The organism is Arthrobacter sp. Cza30 (assembly GCF_059090765.1).
In genome coordinates this window covers 892911-913968 of sequence record NZ_JBNHGA010000001.1, presented here as the reverse complement: position 1 = coordinate 913968, position 21058 = coordinate 892911, and the positions used below count along the sequence as shown (strand labels likewise).

The window sequence follows — 21058 nt, the reverse complement described above, 5'->3', positions numbered from 1 at the left end:
GATAGGAGTATGAGCGATTCCTCGGCTGACCCGACACCCGAGAGCGACGCGCTCGGCTACACCCTGTGGGCCGTGTTCCGCCGCGACTACACGCTGACCGCGACCGGTCCAGCCCCTGCGCCCGCCGGCGACCTGGCGTCGACGGTGGCCGGCATCGAGGCATCCGGCGTCACGGTCCGCGGGTTCTACGACGTGTCGGGCCTGCGCGCCGATGCCGACCTGATGGTCTGGCTGCATGGCGCCCCGGGCGGGAGCACTCCGCCCGAGGCGCTGCAGGCCGCGCTGCGGATGCTGCGCCGGTCTCAGCCGCTGTCGTCGCTCGTGCCGGTGTGGAACGCGATGGGCGTTCACCGGGATGCCGAGTTCACGGCCAACCACCTGCCGGCGTTCATGCGCGGCAAGGAGCCTGAGGCATGGCTCACCGTCTACCCGTTCGTGCGGTCGTACGACTGGTACCTGCTTCCCGACGACGAGCGCCGCCAGATGCTCGCCGACCACGGCCGGAAGGGAGCGCAGCACCGCACCGTGCTGAGCAACACGGTCGCCTCGTTCGCGCTCGGCGACTACGAGTGGCTCCTCGCCCTGGAGGCGCCCGAGCTCGTCGAGCTCGTCGACCTCATGCGGGACCTCCGGCAGACCGAGGCCCGTCGGCACGTTCGCGAAGAGATCCCCTTCTACACCGGGCGCCGCATCGGCATCGACGAGATCGCCGAGGTGCTGGCGTGACGACGCTGCGCATCGGCACGCGCGGGAGCAAGCTCGCCCTCGCGCAGACCGGCATGGTCGCCGACGACCTGGCCGACGCCACCGGCGTCAGCACCGAGCTGGTCACCATCACCACCCACGGCGACCGGTCGAACGAGCCGCTGTCGCGGGTCGGCGGCACCGGTTTGTTCACCGGCGCCCTGCGCGACGCGCTCCTCGAGGGCCGCTGCGACGTCATCGTGCACTCGCTCAAGGACCTTCCCACCGCCCCGCACGATCGGATCACGATCGCGGCGATCCCCGCCCGCGAGGATCCGCGCGACGCGCTGTGCGCGCGGGACGGCCTGACGCTCGCCGAGCTGCCCGCTGGGTCGCGGGTGGGCACCGGCTCGCCGCGGCGTATGGCGCAGCTGCGGGCGCGCCGCCCCGACCTCGAGGTGGTCGACATCCGCGGCAACGTCGACACCCGGCTGGGGCGCGTCGCCGACGGCGAGCTGGACGCGGTGATCCTCGCCGCCGCCGGTCTGAACCGCATCGGCCGCACCGATGTGGTGACCGAGTTCCTCGACGCCGACGCGTGGCCGACGGCTCCGGGCCAGGGGGCGCTCGGCATCGAGGTGCGTCGCGGCGAAGAGGACCTCGTCGCCGCGCTCGACCACGCCGAGACCCGCGCCGCCGTCGACGCCGAGCGCCACGTCCTCGCGCTCCTCGAGGCCGGCTGCTCCGCACCGGTCGGCGCGCGCGCCGTCGTCGACGCGGGACTGCTGCTGCTGTCGGCCAGCGTCTACAGCCTCGACGGCGCGACCGCCCTCACCTCGTCCCACGCCGCGACGTGGCCCGAGGACGACGCCTCCCGCGATGTCGCGGCATCCGTCGCCCGTGAACTTCTCGACGCCGGCGCCGCCGGCCTGACGGAAGCCCGCCCGTGACCCGTTCCCCCGATCACCTGCTGCACCCGACCATCCGCCCGCGTCGCCTGCGCGCCACGCCCGCGATGCGCCGCCTCGTCGCCGAGACGCGACTGCACCCCGCCGACCTCGTGCTGCCGATGTTCGTGCGCGAGGGCGCGACCGAGCCGTTGCCCATCTCGTCGATGCCCGGCGTGGTGCAGCACTCCACCGAGTCCCTCAAGGGCGCGATTACGGATGCCGCGGCGGCCGGCATCGGCGGGATCATGCTGTTCGGCGTGCCCGAGCACAAGGATGCCTCCGGCTCGGGGGCCACCGACCCCGACGGCATCCTGAACGTCGCGACCCGCATCGCGGCGGCCGAGGCGGGCGATGCGCTCGTGGTCCAGACGGACCTGTGCCTCGACGAGTTCACCGACCACGGCCACTGCGGCGTGCTCGACGGCAACGGCTATGTCGACAACGACGCGACCCTCGAGCGCTATCGCGACATGGCGATCGCGCAGGCAGAGGCGGGGTCGCAGCTGCTCGGACTGTCGGGCATGATGGACGGCCAGGTCGCGGCGGTGCGCGAGGCGCTCGACGGCGCCGGCCACGGCGAGATCCCGATCCTCGGCTATGCGGCCAAGTACTCCTCGGCGTTCTACGGACCGTTCCGGGAAGCCGTGCAGTCGTCGCTGCAGGGCGACCGCCGCACGTACCAGCTCGACCCGGCCAACCGTCGCGAAGGCCTCCGTGAGATCGACCTGGACGTCGTCGAGGGTGCGGATGTCGTCATGGTGAAGCCCGCGATGAGCTACCTCGACGTCCTGGCCGATGCCGCGGTATCCAGCCCCGTGCCGGTGTGGGCGTACCAGGTGTCGGGCGAGTACGCGATGATCGAGGCGGCCGCCGCCCACGGGTGGATCGACCGTCGGCGCGCGATCGAGGAGTCCGTGCTCGGCATCCGTCGGGCCGGCGCCGACGCCGTCCTCACCTATTGGGCCATCGAGCTGGCGGAGTGGATCCGATGACGACGAATGCGCAGGAGTTCGACCGCGCGCGCGCAGCGATGCCCGGCGGCGTCAACTCCCCCGTGCGCGCCTTCGGCTCGGTGGGCACGACGCCCCGGTTCTTCGTCGAGGCATCCGGTCCCTACGTCACCGACGTCGAGGGTCGCCAGTATGTCGACCTCGTGGGGTCCTGGGGTCCGGCGATCCTCGGGCACGCTCACCCCGACGTCGTCAAGGCGGTGCAGGATGCCGCGGCCCACGGCCTCGGCTTCGGTGCGAGCACGCCCGGTGAGACCGAGCTCGCCGAGCTCATCGCCGCCCGTGTGTCGCGGGACGGCCTGACGCGGCCGGTCGAGCGCGTGCGCCTGGTCTCGACCGGCACGGAAGCGACCATGACCGCGATCCGCCTCGCGCGCGGCGCCACCGGCCGCGACCTCGTGGTGAAGTTCGCCGGCCACTACCACGGCCACTCCGATGGGCTGCTCGCCGACGCCGGCTCCGGCGTCGCGACGCTCGCCATGCCGGGCTCGGCCGGCGTCCCGGCCGCCATCGCCGCCCAGACCGTCGTGATCCCCTACAACGACCTCGACGCGGTCCACGAGCTGTTCGCCGTCCGTGGCGACCAGATCGCCGCGGTCATCGTCGAGGCGGCGCCGGCCAACATGGGCATCGTCCCGCCCGCGCACGGCTTCAACGCCGCCCTCGCCGACGTGGCGCACGACTACGGCGCGCTGCTGATCCTCGACGAGGTGCTCACCGGCTTCCGCGTCGGCACCGCCGGCTGGTACGGCATCGACCCGGTCCCGTTCACCCCCGACCTGATCACGTTCGGCAAGGTCGTCGGCGGTGGCCTGCCGCTCGCCGCTCTCGGCGGCCCGACGGCGCTCATGGAGCTGCTGGCTCCCCTGGGCCCGGTGTACCAGGCCGGGACGCTCAGCGGCAATCCGCTCGCCGTTGCAGCCGGCCGCGCGACGCTGGACCGCCTGGACGCCGACGCGTACGCACGGATCGACCGCGCCGCGGCGACCATCGCGGATGCCGCCGACACGGCGCTCACGGACGCCGGAGTCGCCCACGTGGTGCAGCGCAGCGGGAACCTGTTCTCGATCCAGTTCACCGACACGGCGCCGCATGACTACGACACCGTGCGGGCGCAGGACGCGTTCCGCTACCCGCCGTTCTTCCGCGCGATGCTCGAGCAGGGCGTCTCGCTGCCGCCGTCGGTGTTCGAGGCGTGGTTCGTCTCGGCCGCCCACGACGATGACGCCGTCGCCCGGATCCTCGACGCCCTCCCGGCGGCCGCCCGCGCGGCCGCGGAGGCCGGGCCCGCCTGACACGGCGGTCACAGGTCGGGGTGCGTGCCACGGCGTTGCTACCGTGAATCAGTGGCAGCGAACCCGTACGCCGATTTCCTCCCGCTGCAACACCGCTCTGCCGCAACGCGTGACCCAGAGCACACCTGGTGGTCGTGGCGGGGGCACGACGTCCACATCGCCCGAGCGCGACAGGCCGATGCCCCGGCCCGGGTGCTCGTCATCCACGGGGCAGGTGGACACAGCGGCGCGCTGTGGCCGGTCGCGGCTCTCGTGGCCGAACGGGGAATCGACGTCGCCGCCGTGGATCTCCCCCTGTACGGCCGGACCGCATCGCCGAATCCTCGGGCCGTGCGGTACGACGACTGGGTGCGCCTCCTGATCGACCTTGTCGACGCCGAACAAGACGCGCGGCCACTGGTCCTTCTCGGTGCCAGCATCGGCGGGATGCTGGCACTCGAGGTGGCGGCGCAATCGGCCCGCGTCTCCTCCGTCGCCGCTACGTGTCTACTCGATCCCGGGGACCCGCGCGCGCGTGCGCGCATGACGCGATTCGGGCCCGCGGGTATCCTCGGCAAGCCGCTCGCGGGCATCGTGCGGGGCCGCCTGGCCTCGGCGATGATCCCGATGAACTGGGTGGCGGACCTGGCCAAGATGAGCCGGAACGAGAAGCTGTCACGGTTGTGCGCCGCGGACCCGCTCGGGGGCGCAGCCCGGGTGCCCCTCGGTTTCCTTGCCTCCTACTTGCGCTACCGGCACACGCCACCCGAGTCGATGACGACACCGCTGACACTCGTGCACCCCGCAGCAGACGCTTGGACGCCGATGGAGCTCAGCGTCCGCGTCCTGGCTCGAGTGGCGGCACCGACCAAGCTCGTCGTGTTACGCGAGTGCGGACACTTCCCCATCGAGGCGCCGGGCGTGACCGATCTCGTCGACACGGTCGCGGAGCTCGCGGCGTCGCACACATCGCGCTGAAGCCGCCGGCGACGACGAAGGCCCCCGCGAGCGGGGGCCTTTTCGGTGGACCTGAGGGGATTCGAACCCCTGACCTCTTCATTGCGAACGAAGCGCGCTACCAACTGCGCCACAGGCCCGTGAACCTCAGTAACACTATCACGGGCGGGCATGCTCCCCCGAATCGAGGACGTGATGCAGCGCCTGCCGGAGGTCGCCTATTGGCCGGATGCCCGACGCTCGAGCAGTCGCCGCACGTGCGCCTCGATCTCGGCGTCCTCGACGTAACCCATGCGCGAGAACTCGGTGCCCGACGACGCGGCGGGCGTCGTGCGAGCCGTGCGGGCCGTGTCGATGGACGGCGGGCGCTGCGCTTCGGCCCGGGCCCGCATGGCCTCCTCGAGAGCTGCCTGGCGCAGCGCCTCGCGCGCGGCGTGTGCGTCCAGCACGGCCGCCGCGCGTGAGCCGGCCGAGGCGGTGAGCGGTCGGGGCAGATCGCGAGGCGCCCACTCCCGGTTCTCGCGCTCGAGGGCGACGTCCTGCACCACGGCGACCGATGGGCGACGGGGGACGGTCTCGACCACCCGCTGCCGAGCGCGCGCGCTCACGCGCGACATCCGATGCAGGACGAGAGCGGATGCGGCGACGACAGGCGCGCCGATGGAGAGCATGAGGGGGCCGCCGACCGTGACCAGCTCGAACGTCCCCCACCCGGCGACGGCGAAACCGACGACGCCGACCATCGTGGCGATGAGGCGGAATCGGCGCCGAGCACGCGCGCGGCGCACAGCCGGCGTCGCCCGGGCCGCCTCGATCTCCGCGCGGGCAGCCGCTTCGGCGGCCTCGATCTCGGCCCGCGCCGCGGCCTGGGCGGCTTCGATCTCAGCGCGCGCGGCGGCTTCGGCGGCAGCGCGCTCGGCCCGCGCCCGCTCGAGGTCGACCCGCGCCGCGGCCTCGGCGGCGATGCGCTCGGCGCGGGCGCGCTCCAACTGCACCTTCGCCTCTTCGAGCGCGGCCTGCTCGCGTTCGGCGAGGGCGCGCTTGGCAAGACGCTGCTGGGCCGCCGCGGTGCGGGTGGTCAGCTCGAGGCGCACCTCTTCTGGGGTCTCGCTCGTCTCGGCCAGCACGCGCAGCGCCTGACTCAATCGGACGGCGTTGCGCTCGGCGGCGTCGTACTGCCGGCGGCTGTACCAGGACGGCAGGAGGTACACCAGCCACAGGGCGACGGCGACGAGGACGATCACGCCCCCACCCAGCACCTGCCCATCCATGCACACCACGGTAGGGGACGCGGCGCCCGCGCTCAGGGATGCGCTCGCGTGTCGTCCCGCGATCGATGCAAGAACCCGACCAGCCAGGGGCTGGACCGACCGCTACGCGTGCAGGTGATCCGCGGGCGGCACGACGGCGGCATCCTGCGGGGCGCGTCCCGAGAGCCAGCGCTGGAGCACGCCCTCCGGCACCTCCTCGCGGACGAGGGCGAACGCGTAGTGGTCGCGCCAGTCGCCGTCGATGTGGATGTACCGGCGCCTCAGACCCTCGTAGCGGAACCCGAGCTTCTCGACGACGCGCAGGCTTGCACGGTTCTCGGGGCGGATGCAGATCTCCATGCGGTGCAGGCGCATCTCGTTGAAGCACACGTCGGTGGCGAGGGCCACCGAGGTGGGCGTGATGTCGCGGCCGGCGAAGCGCTCGCTGACCCAGTAGCCGATCGTCGCGGATGCCAGGGACCCGCGAGCGATGCCCCAGACGTTCAGCTGACCGGCGATCTCCCCCTCGTACTCCATGACGAACGGCACACCGGCGCCGTCGCGGTACTGCTGCAGCAGGCGCCGGACGCCGATTCGCATGTCGAACGACACCGGGCCGTCGGGGCTCGTCGCCTCCCACGGCCGCAGCCAGTCACGGTTGCTCAGCAGCTCGTTCTGCAGCACACGTGCATCGCGCGGCCGGATGAGCCGGATCGCGATGGGGCCGTGCCTGCGGGGCGCCGTCAGATCCACGAGACCCCCTCGCACGGGCGGCGTCAGAGACTCGCCGCGAACTCCTTGAACCAGGGACGCAGATCGGGGCCGAGGTCTTCACGATCGGACGCGAGCTGCACGATGGCCTTGATGTAGTCCACCCTATCGCCGGTGTCATAGCGGCGGCCACGGAAAATCACCCCGCGCACGCCGGGGCCGTTCGGGTCGGCGGCGAGCTCCTGCAGGGCGTCGGTGAGCTGGATCTCACCGCCCTTACCCGGCTCGGTGCGCTCGAGGATTTCGAACACGTTCGGGCTGAGCACGTAGCGGCCGATGATGGCGAGGTTCGACGGCGCATCCTCGGCCTTCGGCTTCTCGACGAGGCCGGTGACCTTCACGACGTCATCCGAGTCGGTCTTCTCGGCCGACGCGACGCCGTACATGTGGATCTGCTCAGGAGCGACCTCCATGAGGGCGACGACCGCGGCGCCCGTGCGCTCGTGCTCGGCGATCATCACCGTCAGCAGCTCGTCGCGCTCGTCGATGAGGTCATCGCCCAGCAGCACCGCGAACGACGAGTCGCCCACGTGGGTCTTCGCGCGCAGCACCGCGTGGCCGAGTCCCTTGGGCTCGCCCTGACGCACGAAGTGGATGTCGGCGAGATCGCTGGATGCCACCACGCGACGCAGCCGCTCGTCGTCGCCCTTGTCCTTCAGCCTCACCTCGAGCTCGGGCACCGAGTCGAAGTGGTTCGAGATCGCGTTCTTGTTGCGTCCGGTGATGACGAGGATGTCGTCGATACCGGCGTGGGCCGCCTCCTCGACGACGTACTGGATCGCAGGCTTGTCGACGACCGGGAGCATCTCCTTGGGCATGGCCTTCGTCGCGGGAAGGAAGCGCGTGCCGAGTCCTGCGGCCGGGATGACGGCCTTGATCGAGGTGTGAGGCATGCACTCGATCATAGGGTCCGAGGCTCGCCGCGCCGTGAAAAGGCGGTCGACACGGCGGCGGCACCTAGAATCGAAGGCATGTCCGACGCCATCGCCGATGCGAAGCGGGCGCTGCGCGCCGACCTCCGCGAGCGACGACAGATGCTCTCTGAGGGCGCGCGGGAGACGGCCGAGGCCGGCATCCACGAGCAGCTCGACGCCCTGGTCGCCGACCTCGGCGTGCGCTCGATGTCGTGCTTCCTGTCCACGCCGAACGAACCGGGGACCCGGTCGTTCGTGGCGGATGCGGTGCGCCGCGGCATCCGCGTGCTCCTTCCCGTCACGCGCAGCGACGGACTGCTCGACTGGGCGGTCGCGACGACCGACGGCGACATCGCCGAAGGCCTGCACGGACTGCCCGAACCCGTCGGCGAGCTGCTCGGCCCGATCGCGGTCAACGACGTGGATCTGCTCGTGATCCCCGCCGCCGCGGTCGACGCGACGGGGATGCGACTCGGGTGGGGGCGCGGCTTCTTCGACAAGACGCTGGGGTCGATGGAGCGCTGCCCGCCGGTGTACGCCGTGGTGTACGACTCCGAGATCGTCGACGAGGTTCCCAGCGACATCCACGACCAGCGCGTGACGGGCATCGTGACGCCCACGCGCACCATCACACTCGCCCCCGCGGGGCGCTGACAGCACCGGAAGAGACATGCCCACCTACGCCTACGCCTGCAAGCAGTGCGGACACCGCTTCGACGCCGTCCAGTCCTTCGCCGACCCCGCCCTCACCGAGTGCCCGGAGTGCTCCGGGCCGCTGCGCAAGGAGTACGGCTCGATCGGGGTGACCTTCAACGGGTCAGGGTTCTACCGCACCGACTCGCGTGCCGGGTCCAAGCCCGCCGCATCGGAGTCCTCCGGCGGTGGCGGCTCCGAGTCGTCTTCGACATCATCGAAGTCGGAGGCGAAGGCCTCCCCCGCGTCCACGGGCGCGTAAGCGGCGCACGCCGGCGATCGGAGGAGGATCACGTGATCAAGGGCTTCAAAGAGTTCATCCTGCGCGGCAACGTCATCGATCTCGCGGTCGCGGTCGTCATCGGCACCGCCTTCACCGCGGTGGTGAACGCGATCGTCGCGAGCATCATCAACCCGCTCATCGCGATCTTCTGGAAGCCCGATGCGAACGGGGAGATCGGCTTCACCGTGCCCGGCTTCTGGGGGGACGTGACCTTCCCGATCGGCGACCTCATCAACGCCGTGATCAGCTTCCTCGCCGTCGCCGTCGTCGTGTACTTCGTCTTCGTGCACCCGATGAACCTCTTCAAGCAGCGCGCCGAGGCGCGCAAGGGCGTCGCGGCGCCCGCCGAGGACGAGGTGAAGCTGCCCACCGAGCAGGAGCTGCTCATCCAGATCCGGGACCTGCTCGAGAAGCAGTCCGCGTCCGCGCGGTCCTGAATCACCAGTGCGGCGGGACGTCCCGCCGCATCCGCTCGTCATTCGGCCCCTCGACGGCACCGGATGCCGCGTCCTTCGTCGCGTCCGCGTCCGCGGCGTCGTCGGCCGGGACGGGCTCCGAGCCGGTGCCCGGCGCCGGTGTCAGCTTCGCCCGGCGGGAGCCGGGGACCCGCTCGATCCGCTGACGGTCACTCGACGACATCGATCGGCTGGGTCTCGCGGTCGACGCGCGGCGCGTCCGGGGGCACGCCGAGCATCTCGGCGATCCGCTGGGCCACGTCGGCGGGGTCGCGGTACAGGTCGAACGAGTGCACGCGCACGTAGTGCCATCCGAGCCGCCGCAGGATCTGCGGCCGCAGCCGCAGCGATTCCCGGAGGGATTCGCCGATCGTCTCGGGGTCGCTCTCGACGACGACCGCCTTGCCGCCGTACTGGGCGACCAGCGGCAGCAGGCCGCGGTAGTGCACGTCGACGGACAGGCCGAGCCGGCGCAGCTCTCGGGCGAGCGCGAGGGTCAGCGGATCGGCCAGGTCCTCGAGCCGCGCCTGGCGAGACCGCGCGGCGATGCCGCCGAGGATCGACATGAGCGTCGCGGCGCCGTACTCCAGCCGTCCGTCGTCGAACGCCGACGGGCGGATCGACGACACGATGACCATGGAACGGCGCGCGCGGGTCATGCCGACGGTGAGCAGCCGCTCGCCGTCGGGAGTGGACAGGTCGCCGAAGTCGCTCAGCACGCGGCCGTGCTTGGTGAGACCGAAGCCGAGCGAGAAGATGACCCGGTCACGGCTCTCGGCGACGGACTCCTCGAGCGTCAGCACCGCGAACGGCTCGGCGGTGTCGCGCGAGACGAAGTCGGCGACATCCGAGCGTCCCGCGAAAGCGGCCTCGACGGCGGCGCGGATGCGGGCGGCGTGCCGGGAGCTCGCCGTGACGACCATGAGGGACTCGCTCCCCCGGTTGACGGCATGCTCGACGACGAGGGTCACCACGCGGGCCACCTCGGCATCGGGGCTCTCCACCGCACCCGTGACCGGGTCGGGCGTGCCGTGGCCGCCCTCGACGTAGTCGACGGTGAGACTGCCGCGTCCGAGATACGACCCCGCCCACGGCAGCGACACCAGTTCGCCGCCGTAGAACGCGTCGTTGACGAGCTCGGCGAGATCCTCGCCCCCGGCGCGGTAGCTGCGCGTGAGCGTCTCGATGGGGAACAGCTCCGCCAGGCGCTCGAACACGCTCGTGCCGTCGAAGGGCACCTCGGGCTCGTCCTCCTCGTCCAGGGTCGCCGCCGCCGCCCCCGGCTCCATCGTCGCCGCCACACGGAACGGGGTCGGCTTCTGGGTCACAGGGTCGCCGAAGGCGACGACCTGGCGCGCGCGGCGCAGCGCCGGCGCGGCCTCCGCCAGGCACAGGGCGCCCGCGTCGGCCACCACGACCACGTCGATGTCGGCCGCGTCCGGGATCAGGGGCACGTCGTAGGGCGACGCGAGCCACACCGGCGCGATGGTTCGCGACAGGTTCGGGGCGACCCGCAGCAGCTGCGACGGCGTGATCGCGCCGCTCTTGATCGCCCGCTTGAGGGCGTCCGCCTCGTCGGCGTGGTCGACGATCCCGATGCGCCACTGCGTCGCCAGCTGCGCGGCCAGGAGAGGACCGGATGCCGCGGCATGCGCCTCGTCGACGAGCCGGAAGTCGCGCTCGAGTCGGTCCACCACGGCGGTGTTGGCACCGAGGACCGCGCGGTCGGTCTTCAGCAGCAGTTCGAGCGCCGACTGCCACCACGCGTACTCGAGCTCGGCGGCGACGCGGTCCTCGGGCACGTGTCGCACCGACAGCTCGAGCAGGAGCGGCTCCAGCCCCAGTGCGGCCAGTTCGCTGCGAAGCGTCGCGCGCTCGCGCAGGTTGTCGAACACATCGGACTCGGCGGCGAGCCCCGCAAGGGTGCGCACCAGCTGCTTGACCGGAAGCGTGGTCAGGCTCTCGCTCGCGTCGCGCCGCAGCACCGCGTCGAGCTCGGCGAGCTCGGCCTGGACGCGCTGCCACGCCACGTGCACGTCGCCGAGACCCAGCGGCACCTCGGGCGTGACGCCGGCGTCGACGTAGCGCTGCCACTCGGTGCGCTGCTGCTGGATGCGCACGAGCGCTTCGTACATGTCGGGCACGTGCACGCCCGGACGCACGTACTCTCGCGACAGTCGCCGCAGCCGGCGACGGTTCGCGTTGGTCATCGTCGACGAATCACGCCGGGGCGCATGCGCCTGGATCAGCTCGCCCAGCGGCCGCTCGAACACGGTCAGGCTGAAGCGGTCCAGTGATTCGCGGATGCCCTGCAGCAGTCGCAGGTACGTGCCGAGCTCGGCGATCGTCTGGAACGGACGCATGCGCGTCTGCGCGATGAGCTCGTAGCCGCGCTCGAGGAGCGCGGGAACGTCCTGGCGGTGGAGCTTGCCGGCGAGCGCGTGCGCGGCGCGCGCCTGCTCGACGGTGGCGAAGGTCACGCCGTACCAGGGCGAATCGTCGGGACCGAACCGGAACTCGCCGAGTCTCGCAGCCGCCGCGAGCTTGGCGGCGGCATCCGCCCGCCGGTCCGCGAGGCGTTCCAGCGCCAGGGCGTCGAAGCGGGCCGTGGTCTGCGGCGGCGACTCGTGCTGCGCCAGGCGGGCCAGCGCCCGCAGGATCTCGAGCACCGAGACGCCCAACGACGGGTGCTCCGCCGTCACCGCGGTGCGGTAGTCGCGCAGGACGCCGCGAAGGCGGACCAGGGCGTCGTCGATGTCGGCGACCTTCGGCGGCTGGGCCTTCTCATTGCGGCCGATGGCGCGGATGAGGTCTCGCTGCAGACGATCCGGCGACACGGCGAGGCCGGGAAGGCCGATGCCGGCGAGCCGGTGGCGCACCCCGTCCAGCGTCGACCGGCGCGCACTCACGACGAGGACGCGCTTGCCGTCGCGCACGAGCGCCCCGATCGCGTTGATCACCGTCTGCGTGCCGCCGGTCCCGGGCAGGGTGTGCACCACGACCGACTGTCCGGCCGCGATGCGCGCCAGCACGCGCTCCTGCTCCGAGTCGGCGTCGAGAAGCAGCATGTCGGCCGCGGGCGGACGCTCGTCGGGGCTGATGAGCGCAGGAGTCTCACGGCGGATGGTCACCGACTCACGGTCGGCCGCATGCCCCGCGAGCGCATTGAGCACGGGGTGGTCGAGGTTCGCGGCGTCGGCCGACATCGGTCCGCCCACGTCGGCGAAGCTGGAGACGAGCAGGCGGGGTTTGACGCCGTACGAGTGGATGTGGGCCGTCAGCGCGCGCAGATGATCGATCACCGGCTGCGGCTTGAACACGCCCTCGTCGTAGGCGAGCGCCGCGAGCCCACCCGCGTCGATGACGATGCCGAAGTGCGTGCGCATGGCGCGGACCAGTTCGGGATTGACGCTGAAGGCGCCGTGCAGCTTCAGTTCGAAGTCTCCGTGGTGGCGGCGGATGGCGAGCGGGCGCAGCAGCACCGGCGCGGTGCAGGCCAGTCCGCCCAGGCGCCATGACGCCAGGCCGACGGCGAGACGGACGGTGTCGAGCCCCCGGGCGGTGCGCAGCTCGAGGTTCTTGGCGGTGATGCGCTCCGCCGCCAGGCGCGCGCCGCGCAGCGCCACCTCGTCGCGGAACAGGTTCGACAGCAGCGTCGAGCGTCCGGTGATGAACTGCGGAAGGCTGCCCGGGTGCGCCTTGGTGATCTCGATGCAGGCGTCGGCGCTCTCGGAGAAGTGCAGCAGCGTCGAACGGCCGCCCAGCGCCGCCGCCTCCCGTCGCAGCCGATCGCGCTCGGGTTCGGCGATGTGCGCCACCGTGACGTCGGGCTCTGCCAGGCCGAGGTCGCCGGGGGTCACGTCGTACCCGTGCACGGCGTTCTCTTGGCCGATCACGGCGCTGCCTTCTCCTCGCCACACACGAGCCACCATATGCGCGAGGTGCGCGGTGCACTTGCAATGGACCTGAGTTTCGCGGTATTGGCGCACGGCGGGTCATGACGGCTCCTCCCCAGACGCTTCGGCCGGCGACGTTCCCACAGACCGGCGCCACGCGGTCGTGAACAGTGGGCGGCGGACCAGGATGGGGACATGACCTCCCAGGACCCGCCTCGGTATCGCGTCCACCCCTCGCCCGTGGGCGACATCCTGATTGTGACGACCGATGCCGGCATCGTGACGCTGCATCCCTTCGACGGCCCGCTGCACGCCGAGCTCGAGCGCGTCGCGCTGCGACTGCGCGCGCTGCCGGCCCCGGAGGATGCCGAGGGCGATGCCGCCGAGGATCCGTCGGCGGCGGCGGCCGCACGGCAGCTCGACGAGTACTTCGACAGGACGCGCACGGCGTTCGACCTGCCGCTGGACTGGCGGCTCGTGCGCGGATTCACCCGCGCCGCGCTGGAGGCGGTGTGCGACATCCCCTACGGCCAGACCGCCGGATACGGCGAGGTCGCGATCGCAGCGGGCGTGCCGCGGGCGGCGCGAGCGGTCGGCACGGCGTGCGCGACCACGCCGTTCTCGGTGGTGGTTCCGGTGCACCGCGTGGTCCGCGCAGACGGCTCGATCGGCGAGTACGGCGGGCACCCCGAGGTCAAGCGGTACCTGCTCGACCTCGAGCAGGCGTCGGGCGTGTAGGCCGCGCGACGCCGCGTGGCCCGGGCAACACCCCCTGCCCGGGCCACGCTCCCGCCGGCGCGCTGCGCCGCGCGCGTCAGTGGTGTGTGGCCTTCTCGGCCCCGAAGCCGGTGAGCGAGCGCACCTCCATCTCGGCCGCCTTGCGGCGGTCCTCCTTGGCCCGCGAGGTGACCGATCCGAGCCAGCCGAGGAGGAACCCGATCGGGATCGACACGATGCCGGGGTTGTTCAGCGGCCACAGGGCGGTGCCCGTCTTGAACACACTCGTCTCGCCGCCCCAGAACACCGGTGAGAGCACGATGAGGATGATCGCCGCGGCGAGCCCCCCGTACATGCTCCACACCGCACCACGCGTGGTGAAGCTGCGCCAGAACAGCGAGTACAGGATCGTCGGCAGGTTGGCCGACGCGGCCACCGCGAAGGCGAGCGCAACGAGGAACGCGATGTTCTGCCCCTGCACCGCGATGCCGCCGAGGATCGCCAGCGCGCCGATGACGATCACGGTGCGCCGCGCGACCTTGACCTCGCCGTCCGGCGGGACGTCGCCCCTCTTGACCACGTTCGCGTAGATGTCGTGCGCAAACGACGCCGCAGCGGTGATGGTGAGGCCGGCGACCACGGCGAGGATCGTGGCGAAGGCCACCGCCGAGATGAAACCGAGCAGGACCGGGCCGCCCAGCGCGAGGGCGAGCAGCGGCGCGGCGGAGTTGACCCCGCCCGGCGCGTTCGCGATCACCTCGGGTCCGACCAGCGCCGCCGCGCCGTAGCCGAGCACCAGCGTCAGCAGGTAGAACAGGCCGATGAGCCAGATCGCCCAGACCACCGAGCGGCGGGCCTCCTTGGCGGTGGGCACGGTGTAGAAGCGCATCAGCACGTGCGGGAGCCCCGCGGTGCCGAGGACGAGTGCCAGCGCCAGCGAGATGAAGTCCCACGGGTTCGCGCCGTACTGCAGACCGGGACCGAGGATGGCATCCGCCGGGTCCGTCACCGACTCGGCGACGGCGGCCTCCAGCAGGCCGTTGAGGCTGAAGCCGTGGATCGCGAGCACCCAGATCGTCATCGCGAGCGCGCCGCCGATGAGCAGGAACGCCTTGACGATCTGCACCCACGTGGTGCCCTTCATGCCGCCGACGAGCACGTAGACGATCATGAGCACGCCGACCACCGCCACGACGAGGGACTGCCCGATCGCCTCGTCGATGCCCAGCAGCAGCGACACCAGGCCGCCGGCGCCTGCCATCTGCGCCAGCAGATACAAGAAGCACACCGCGAGGGTCGTGATGGCCGCCGCCATGCGCACGGGTCGCTGCTTCAGCCGGAACGACAGCACGTCGGCCATCGTGAACTTGCCGGTGTTGCGCATGAGCTCGGCCACCAGCAGCAGCGCGACCAGCCACGCGACCAGGAAGCCGATCGAGTACAGGAACCCGTCGTACCCGTTGATCGCGATCGCGCCGCAGATCCCCAGGAAGGATGCCGCCGACAGGTAGTCGCCCGAGATCGCGAAGCCGTTCTGCGGGCCGGTGAACGAACGACCGGCGGCGTAGTAGTCGGCGGCGGTCTTGTTGTTGCGGCTCGCGCGGATGACGATGAACAGCGTCACCGCGACGAACGCCGCGAAGATCGAGATGTTGAGGACGGGGTTGTTCTCCACCGTCTGGACGGCCGCGTGGACGGCACCGAAGAACTCGTTCACGCCGATGCCTCCTGACGCTCGAGGTCGTCGCGGATCTCCTCGGCGATCGGGTCGAGCTTGCGGTTGGCGTACCAGACGTAGGCCATCGTGATCGCGAAGGTCGTGACGAACTGCCCCAGCCCGAACAGCAGGCCGACCGTGACGTCGCCCCACACCCGCTGCGCCATGAAGTCGCGTGCGAAGGACGACAGCAGCACATAGACGAAGTACCAGACGAGGAATGCGACCGCCATCGGGAAGATGAAGCCGCGCTGCCGGCGCTTCAGCTCGACGAATCGCGGGGACTCCTCGACCGCGACATAGTCGATTCCGCCCGGTGGGGCGGTATCGGTCCGGGGATCTGACATGTGGCCTCCTTGCCTCATGAGAGGGCGCTCTCACGCCCACGGGAACCGCCCCGGGGCAAGCGGTTCCCCGCCGTTGCCCGGGTGGTAGGGTCGACGCTACGAAAAGCGGTGAAGACGCCGTCACCCCCGGAAGTAGGTAGTCGTGGGCGCGCCCATTCCGAATCGCGCACCGCGCCCGGAGCGGGCGCCCAGTGCATCGCGCACGCCGGTCCGAGAACGGTCGCTCGCGGACGCCGGCACGACCGTCAGCGACGTCCAGATCCTCGACCGCGCGGTCCACGACCTCGTGCGCCGCACCCACTTCCCGGTCGCGTTCGGCGGCCTCACCCGCGATCAGGCCATCCACGTCACCTCGATCGTCGGCGCACGCACGCGCAACCTCGAGGGACTCGTGGTGCAGGCATCCCGTGGCCTGGGCGGCCGCGCTCTCGTCGAGAAGCGCCCGCGCCTCGCCCTGGACTACCGCTCATCGCGGACCATCACACACGACTACGATCGCGCGGTCCTCGGTGAGGGGATCTCCACGCTCTTCGCCGTGCCGGTGATGGTCGGCGGCCGCGCGCGCGGGGTGATCTACTGCGGCTCGTGGGCGGAATCCTCCGTCGGCGACGTCGTCGCCCGCCCGGCCCTGACGGTCGCGGAGGAGCTCTCGCACGAGCTGCGCATCCACGACGAGGTGCAGCGCCGCCTGGCTCTCGTGCCCACCTCGCCTGCCGCCACGATGGCGCCGGCTGCCCGCGAAGAGCTTCGGCAGAGCTACGCCGAACTGCGCAGCATCGCCTCCGCGATCGATGACGCGGCCGTTCGCGACCGGCTGGCGCGTCTCGAGCACCGGCTGGCGGCGCTGGCCCAGGACGGCGCAGAGCCGCCGCTCGACATGGACGTGCGCCTGTCGCCTCGCGAGGTCGACGTGCTCGCATGCGCCGCGCTCGGCGCGACCAATGCCGAGATCGCAGCGACCCTGAAGCTGCGCGAAGGCACGGTGAAGTCGTATCTGCAGTCGGCGATGGCGAAACTGGATGCCTCGACCCGCCACGCCGCCGTGGCGACGGCGCGCCGCGCCGGCCTGCTCCCCTGACGGCCGGCATTTCCCTCCGCATGCGGCGGGATTGCATGGTCGCGGATTCGGATCACCGCGCCGAATTCGGATGTTTCGCACCGGGCAGCCCGAATCGAGCATCCGGTCCGAATCCGATCAGCACGAATCGGCGTGAATGGTGTTTATCCGATGCCACATGACACCGGATATGCGCCGACGCAATTCCCGCAGGCGCGTCCATTCCGGCGTATTGTGCATTCCATGGCCCGCAGAATCGTGCATCAGCTCGTCGACGACATCGACGGCACCGTCCTGGAGATCGGCGAAGGCGAGACCGTCCTTTTCTCGCTCGACGGGATCGCCTACGAAATCGACCTCACCAATGACAATGCCGCGGCGCTGCGTTCGGCTCTCGAGCGCTACACGAAGGCGGCGCGCACGGTGTCGGCCGGACGTGCCGGCGGCGGCGCGTCGCCGAATCGCCGCGGTGGCGGGCGCCGGCGCTCCGGGCAGCAGGATTTCAGCGCCGTGCGCGAATGGGCCAAGCAGAACGGCTACGAGGTGTCCGACCGCGGCAGGGTTCCGGCATCCGTCCTCGAGGCCTACGACGCCGCGAACTGACGTCGCGTCGCTTTCTCACGCGCTCGTCTTCACGGTCGAAAGAAGCTTCGTCAGGGTCGCTTTCGCGTCCCCGAGAACGATCGACACTTTCGGGTCGAAGAAGAGCTCATTGTCGATTCCCGCGAATCCGGGATTGAGCGAGCGTTTCAGGAAGACGATCTGCTGCGCGTCGCCCACCGTGAGAATGGGCATCCCGTAGATCGGCGATCCCGGTGACGTCTTCGCCGCGGGATTGACGACGTCGTTGGCGCCGACGACGAGCACGAGATCGGTCGTCTTGAAACGCGGATTGACATCGTCCATTTCCACGAGCGCGTCATACGGCACATTCGCCTCGGCGAGCAGCACATTCATGTGTCCGGGCATCCGCCCCGCGACAGGATGGATGCCGAACACGACGTCGACGCCGCGGGATCGGAGCACCTCGGCCAGTTCCGCCGCGGCGTGATGCGCACCGGCGACAGCGAGCCCGTACCCCGGGACGATCACCACGCGCTGGGCGTAGTCGAGCAGGATGGCCACATCGTCGGTCCCCATGGTCCGCACCGGCCGGTCGCGGGCCGCTCCCCCGTCGGCGCCCGCCGATGCCCGCGTGCGGAACGCGCCGAAGACGATGCCGGTGACGGTGCGGCCCATGGCCTTGGCCATCGCCATGGTGAGGATTGTGCCGCTCGCACCGACGAGCGTTCCGGCGATGAGCAGCAGCACGTTGCTCAGGACCAGACCGGATGCCGCCACGGCGAGCCCCGTGAACGCGTTGAGCAGCGAGATGACGATCGGTACGTCGGCGCCGCCGATCGGCAGCACGAGCAGCACTCCGAGCACCAGTCCGACCGCGAGGAGACCGTAGGCGAACGCCGGGGCGCCGGTGACGATCAGCACGACGCCGGCGGCGGGTGCCGCCGCAGCCAGCAGCACCATGAGGATGCGCAGACCCGGGAACGTCACAGCCCGGGTCGCGAGGATGCCCTGCAGCTTCCCGAAGGTCACGAAGGAACCGGTGAGGGAGACGCCGCCGACGAGCACAGTGAACCCCACCACGCCGCGCGCCCAAGGGTCGTCGGTGTGTGTCACCTCGACGAGCGCCACAAGGGCCGCCGCACCACCGCCGACGCCGTTGAACGCCGCCACGAGCTGCGGCATCTGGGTCATCTGCACGCGCCGCGCGGCGGGCACCGCGATGACCGCGCCGATCACCATGGCCGCGACGATCCACAGGAGATTGCGCAGCTCGACGCTCAGGCAGTAGGCGAGGACGGCGAGCGCGGCGCCCGACGCTCCCAGGAGGTTCGCGCGGCGCGCCAGCCGCGGGGTTCCCAGGCCCTTCAGCGCCAGGATGAACAGGACGGCGGCGACGATGTAGCAGGCGGCGACGACCTCGGCGGGAAGGAGCTTCACGACGTCACCTCGGCGCGCCGAGGCTTGGCCGAGAACATCTCGAGCATGCGGTCGGTGACGACGAATCCTCCGACCACGTTGATCGTCGCCAGCAGCACCGCGACCAGCGAGAGGGCGAGCGCGAGCGGGTCCTCCGCGGTGCCGGCCACCATGATGGCTCCCAGCAGGATGATGCCGTGGATGGCGTTCGCCTCGCTCATGAGCGGCGTGTGCAGCGTGCTCGAGACCTTCGAGACCACCTCGAACCCGAGGAACACCGCGAGGATCGTGATGGTGATGAGGGCGAAGCCGTCCATCACGCCGTCACCGCCTGGGTCGCCGCGGCGACCCGCTCGTTGAGGATCCTTCCTTCGTGCGTGATCGCACTGCCGACCACCAGTTCGTCGTCGAAGTCCAGCACGAGGTCTCCTTCCTCGAGGATCAGCGCGACGAAGTTCGCGCAGTTCATGGCGAGCAGCTTCGAGGCATCCGGCGCGAGATCCGATTGGATGTCGCGCGCGCCGATGAGCGTCACCGCCCCGTTCGCCACCGGAACGGCGCGACGCTCGCCCGGCACCGAGCCCTCGATGTTGCCGCCGGACTCCGCGGCGAGGTCGACGAGCACCGAGCCCGGCTTCATCGCCGCCACCATGTCGGCCGTGACGAGCCGCGGCGCCGCGCGTCCGGGAACCGCGGCGGTGGTCAGGACGATGTCGGAGGCCGCGACGTGCGGCGCGAGCAGCTCCTGCTGACGGCGCGCGCGGTCCTCGGCGAGCTCTTTCGCGTAGCCGCCGGCCGCGTCCGCCGCCCCGAGGTCGAGGTCGATGAAGGTGCCGCCGACCGACCGCACTTCGTCGGCGGACGCCGCGCGAACGTCGTTGGCCGAGACGACGCCGCCCAGCCTCTTAGCCGTCGCGATGGCCTGCAGTCCCGCAACGCCGGCGCCGAGCACGAGCACGCGCGCCGGCGCGAGTGTCCCTGCCGCCGTCATCGTCATGCCGAACATGCGTCCGAACGCGCCGGCGGCGAGCGTCACGAGCCGGTAGCCGGCGATCAGTGCTTGAGAGGAGAGGACGTCCATCGACTGGGCGCGCGAGATGCGGGGCAGGAGGTCCAGCGCGAACGCCGTGACGCCCCGCTCACGCAGCGCTGCGACACCCGCGGCGTTCTGGAAAGGGTCGAGCACGCCGACCGTGACGGTTCCTGCGGTCAGCGCCCCGGCCTCGTCGGGCGTGAGCGGGCGGACGTGGAGGAGGATGCCGCCGCTCACCACCGCCGCGGGCTCGACCAGGCTCGCGCCGGCGTCGCGATAGGCGGCATCCGAGATCATCGCGCCGCTGCCGGCGCCCGCTTCGACCTCGACGGCCGCACCGGCCGCGACCAGCTTGCGCACGCTGTCGGGGGTCGCCGCGACCCGCTTCTCCCCCGGCGCGCGCTCGCACCGCACCCTCACTGTCGTCACCACAGGACTCCTTCGTCCGCGTGCATCACCCGTCGGCCGAACCGCAGGTGCTTCGACCCTAGACATGAGACGCGTATGAGCGGAAGGTCCGAATCACCTGGCAATGGCGGGCACAGGTTGCAGGGCGGATCGATTCTCGGAATCGTGGCCGGTCCGGAACAGCAACGGAAAGGAAGCAGCATGCTCACGCTGACCCAGACCGCCGCCGAGGCCGTCAAGCAGATCATCTCCCGCGTCCCGCAGGCCGAGGACGGTGGAGTGCGCATCCGCGACACGGGCACCCCGTCGGGTTTCGAGCTGAGTGTCGCCCCCGACCCCGAGCCGCGGGACACGATCGTCGTCACGGACGGCGCCCGGGTGTTCCTCGACGAGGGTGCGGCCGTGGCGCTCGACGACCGCGTGCTCGACGCCGAACTCACGCAGGACGGCTCCGTGCGCTTCGCGCTGGCCGCGCAGGCCTGACGCGCGCCCATCGGCGGCCTCGGCGCTTCGGCGTCGGGGCCGTCGTCGTCCGCGGTGATCCCGTCCCGGGTCTCTTCTCCCCGTAGACTGGCGGGGCCAGCCTCTGTAGCTCAATGGAAGAGCAGTTCCGTCCTAAGGAAACGGTTGGGGGTTCGAGTCCCTCCAGGGGCACAGTCTCT

22 protein-coding genes and 2 tRNA genes are annotated in these 21058 nt (G+C 71.1%); 13 read left to right on the top strand and 11 right to left on the bottom strand.

Annotated elements, in window-relative coordinates; genetic code table 11:
* Positions 1–9 precede the first annotated feature (9 nt).
* From hemQ to AC5RVZ_RS04165, 5 genes are read left to right on the top strand one after another with little or no spacing between them, the layout of a single operon-like run.
* On the top strand, positions 10–726 hold the full coding sequence (gene hemQ, locus AC5RVZ_RS04185) for a hydrogen peroxide-dependent heme synthase (protein ID WP_494064502.1): 717 nt from the start codon (positions 10–12) through the stop codon (positions 724–726).
* A complete protein-coding gene (gene hemC, locus AC5RVZ_RS04180) occupies positions 723–1634 on the top strand; it encodes a hydroxymethylbilane synthase (RefSeq protein WP_494064501.1) in 912 nt (303 codons plus the stop codon). The genes hemQ and hemC overlap by 4 nt, the downstream gene beginning before the upstream one ends.
* Entirely contained in the window at positions 1631–2626 is a 996-nt protein-coding gene (gene hemB, locus AC5RVZ_RS04175; RefSeq protein WP_494064500.1) for a porphobilinogen synthase, read from the top strand. The genes hemC and hemB overlap by 4 nt, the downstream gene beginning before the upstream one ends.
* Positions 2623–3939 carry a glutamate-1-semialdehyde 2,1-aminomutase gene (hemL, locus tag AC5RVZ_RS04170; protein WP_494064499.1) on the top strand — a complete coding sequence of 439 codons (1317 nt, stop codon included), beginning with the start codon at positions 2623–2625 and terminating at the stop codon, positions 3937–3939. Before hemB ends, hemL begins: the two co-directional genes overlap by 4 nt.
* A 51-nt stretch (positions 3940–3990) precedes the next feature.
* Positions 3991–4896, top strand: coding sequence for an alpha/beta hydrolase (locus AC5RVZ_RS04165; protein WP_494064498.1), 906 nt, complete (start codon positions 3991–3993; stop codon positions 4894–4896).
* A 46-nt stretch (positions 4897–4942) separates the two neighbouring features.
* Here AC5RVZ_RS04165 and AC5RVZ_RS04160 read toward each other — a convergent pair.
* The 4 genes from AC5RVZ_RS04160 to galU form a co-directional block, all read right to left on the bottom strand.
* Positions 4943–5015: transfer RNA gene (locus AC5RVZ_RS04160), tRNA-Ala, on the bottom strand.
* A gap of 78 nt (positions 5016–5093) precedes the next feature.
* The gene (locus AC5RVZ_RS04155; protein WP_494064497.1) at positions 5094–6146 is read right to left on the bottom strand and encodes a large exoprotein; all 1053 of its coding nucleotides are present in this window, start codon (positions 6144–6146) and stop codon (positions 5094–5096) included.
* A gap of 102 nt (positions 6147–6248) precedes the next feature.
* Positions 6249–6878, bottom strand: a complete 630-nt coding sequence (locus AC5RVZ_RS04150; RefSeq protein ID WP_494064496.1) for a GNAT family N-acetyltransferase — start codon at positions 6876–6878, stop codon at positions 6249–6251.
* A gap of 23 nt (positions 6879–6901) precedes the next feature.
* On the bottom strand, positions 6902–7789 hold the full coding sequence (galU, locus tag AC5RVZ_RS04145; protein WP_494064495.1) for a UTP--glucose-1-phosphate uridylyltransferase GalU: 888 nt from the start codon (positions 7787–7789) through the stop codon (positions 6902–6904).
* Positions 7790–7867: 78 nt separating this feature from the next.
* Between galU and AC5RVZ_RS04140 the strand changes: the two genes are divergently transcribed.
* From AC5RVZ_RS04140 to mscL, 3 genes are read left to right on the top strand one after another with little or no spacing between them, the layout of a single operon-like run.
* Entirely contained in the window at positions 7868–8464 is a 597-nt protein-coding gene (locus tag AC5RVZ_RS04140) for a 5-formyltetrahydrofolate cyclo-ligase (RefSeq protein WP_494064494.1), read from the top strand.
* A 16-nt stretch (positions 8465–8480) separates the two neighbouring features.
* Positions 8481–8765 carry an FmdB family zinc ribbon protein gene (locus tag AC5RVZ_RS04135; protein WP_494064493.1) on the top strand — a complete coding sequence of 95 codons (285 nt, stop codon included), beginning with the start codon at positions 8481–8483 and terminating at the stop codon, positions 8763–8765.
* Positions 8766–8797: 32 nt separating this feature from the next.
* The gene (gene mscL, locus AC5RVZ_RS04130; protein ID WP_494064492.1) at positions 8798–9223 is read left to right on the top strand and encodes a large conductance mechanosensitive channel protein MscL; all 426 of its coding nucleotides are present in this window, start codon (positions 8798–8800) and stop codon (positions 9221–9223) included.
* Between the two features lies 1 nt (position 9224).
* Here the strand turns inward: mscL and AC5RVZ_RS04125 are convergent, their stop codons facing one another.
* Together AC5RVZ_RS04125 and AC5RVZ_RS04120 are read right to left on the bottom strand one after the other, a co-directional pair.
* On the bottom strand, positions 9225–9425 hold the full coding sequence (locus AC5RVZ_RS04125) for a hypothetical protein (RefSeq protein WP_494064491.1): 201 nt from the start codon (positions 9423–9425) through the stop codon (positions 9225–9227).
* Entirely contained in the window at positions 9412–13173 is a 3762-nt protein-coding gene (locus tag AC5RVZ_RS04120) for an AAA family ATPase (protein WP_494064490.1), read from the bottom strand. The genes AC5RVZ_RS04125 and AC5RVZ_RS04120 overlap by 14 nt, the downstream gene beginning before the upstream one ends.
* A 159-nt stretch (positions 13174–13332) precedes the next feature.
* On the opposite strand from AC5RVZ_RS04120, the gene AC5RVZ_RS04115 reads away from it, so the two are divergent.
* On the top strand, positions 13333–13875 hold the full coding sequence (locus tag AC5RVZ_RS04115) for a methylated-DNA--[protein]-cysteine S-methyltransferase (RefSeq protein WP_494064489.1): 543 nt from the start codon (positions 13333–13335) through the stop codon (positions 13873–13875).
* A 76-nt stretch (positions 13876–13951) separates the two neighbouring features.
* On the opposite strand, the gene AC5RVZ_RS04110 is transcribed toward AC5RVZ_RS04115, so the two are convergent.
* Both AC5RVZ_RS04110 and AC5RVZ_RS04105 read right to left on the bottom strand, forming a co-directional pair.
* Positions 13952–15571 carry a monocarboxylic acid transporter gene (locus tag AC5RVZ_RS04110; RefSeq protein WP_494064488.1) on the bottom strand — a complete coding sequence of 540 codons (1620 nt, stop codon included), beginning with the start codon at positions 15569–15571 and terminating at the stop codon, positions 13952–13954.
* Positions 15568–15918, bottom strand: a complete 351-nt coding sequence (locus AC5RVZ_RS04105; RefSeq protein WP_494064487.1) for a DUF485 domain-containing protein — start codon at positions 15916–15918, stop codon at positions 15568–15570. Before AC5RVZ_RS04105 ends, AC5RVZ_RS04110 begins: the two co-directional genes overlap by 4 nt.
* Before the next feature lie 259 nt (positions 15919–16177).
* Here AC5RVZ_RS04105 and AC5RVZ_RS04100 point away from each other — a divergent pair, with 259 nt between their 5' ends.
* Positions 16178–16996: a helix-turn-helix transcriptional regulator gene (locus AC5RVZ_RS04100; RefSeq protein ID WP_494064734.1), complete on the top strand. Its 819-nt coding sequence runs from the start codon at positions 16178–16180 to the stop codon at positions 16994–16996.
* 222 nt (positions 16997–17218) lie between these two features.
* The gene (locus AC5RVZ_RS04095) at positions 17219–17578 is read left to right on the top strand and encodes a histone-like nucleoid-structuring protein Lsr2 (RefSeq protein ID WP_494064486.1); all 360 of its coding nucleotides are present in this window, start codon (positions 17219–17221) and stop codon (positions 17576–17578) included.
* A 15-nt stretch (positions 17579–17593) separates the two neighbouring features.
* Here AC5RVZ_RS04095 and AC5RVZ_RS04090 read toward each other — a convergent pair whose 3' ends face one another.
* From AC5RVZ_RS04090 to AC5RVZ_RS04080, 3 genes are read right to left on the bottom strand one after another with little or no spacing between them, the layout of a single operon-like run.
* Positions 17594–18976: an NAD(P)(+) transhydrogenase (Re/Si-specific) subunit beta gene (locus AC5RVZ_RS04090; RefSeq protein ID WP_494064485.1), complete on the bottom strand. Its 1383-nt coding sequence runs from the start codon at positions 18974–18976 to the stop codon at positions 17594–17596.
* A complete protein-coding gene (locus AC5RVZ_RS04085) occupies positions 18973–19272 on the bottom strand; it encodes an NAD(P) transhydrogenase subunit alpha part 2 (RefSeq protein ID WP_494064733.1) in 300 nt (99 codons plus the stop codon). Before AC5RVZ_RS04085 ends, AC5RVZ_RS04090 begins: the two co-directional genes overlap by 4 nt.
* On the bottom strand, positions 19272–20417 hold the full coding sequence (locus AC5RVZ_RS04080) for an NAD(P) transhydrogenase subunit alpha (protein WP_494064484.1): 1146 nt from the start codon (positions 20415–20417) through the stop codon (positions 19272–19274). The genes AC5RVZ_RS04085 and AC5RVZ_RS04080 overlap by 1 nt, the downstream gene beginning before the upstream one ends.
* A gap of 180 nt (positions 20418–20597) precedes the next feature.
* Here AC5RVZ_RS04080 and AC5RVZ_RS04075 point away from each other — a divergent pair, with 180 nt between their 5' ends.
* Both AC5RVZ_RS04075 and AC5RVZ_RS04070 read left to right on the top strand, forming a co-directional pair.
* Positions 20598–20879, top strand: a complete 282-nt coding sequence (locus tag AC5RVZ_RS04075; protein ID WP_494064483.1) for a Fe-S cluster assembly protein HesB — start codon at positions 20598–20600, stop codon at positions 20877–20879.
* 99 nt (positions 20880–20978) lie between these two features.
* Positions 20979–21050 (top strand) — tRNA-Arg (locus AC5RVZ_RS04070).
* Positions 21051–21058 lie beyond the last annotated feature (8 nt).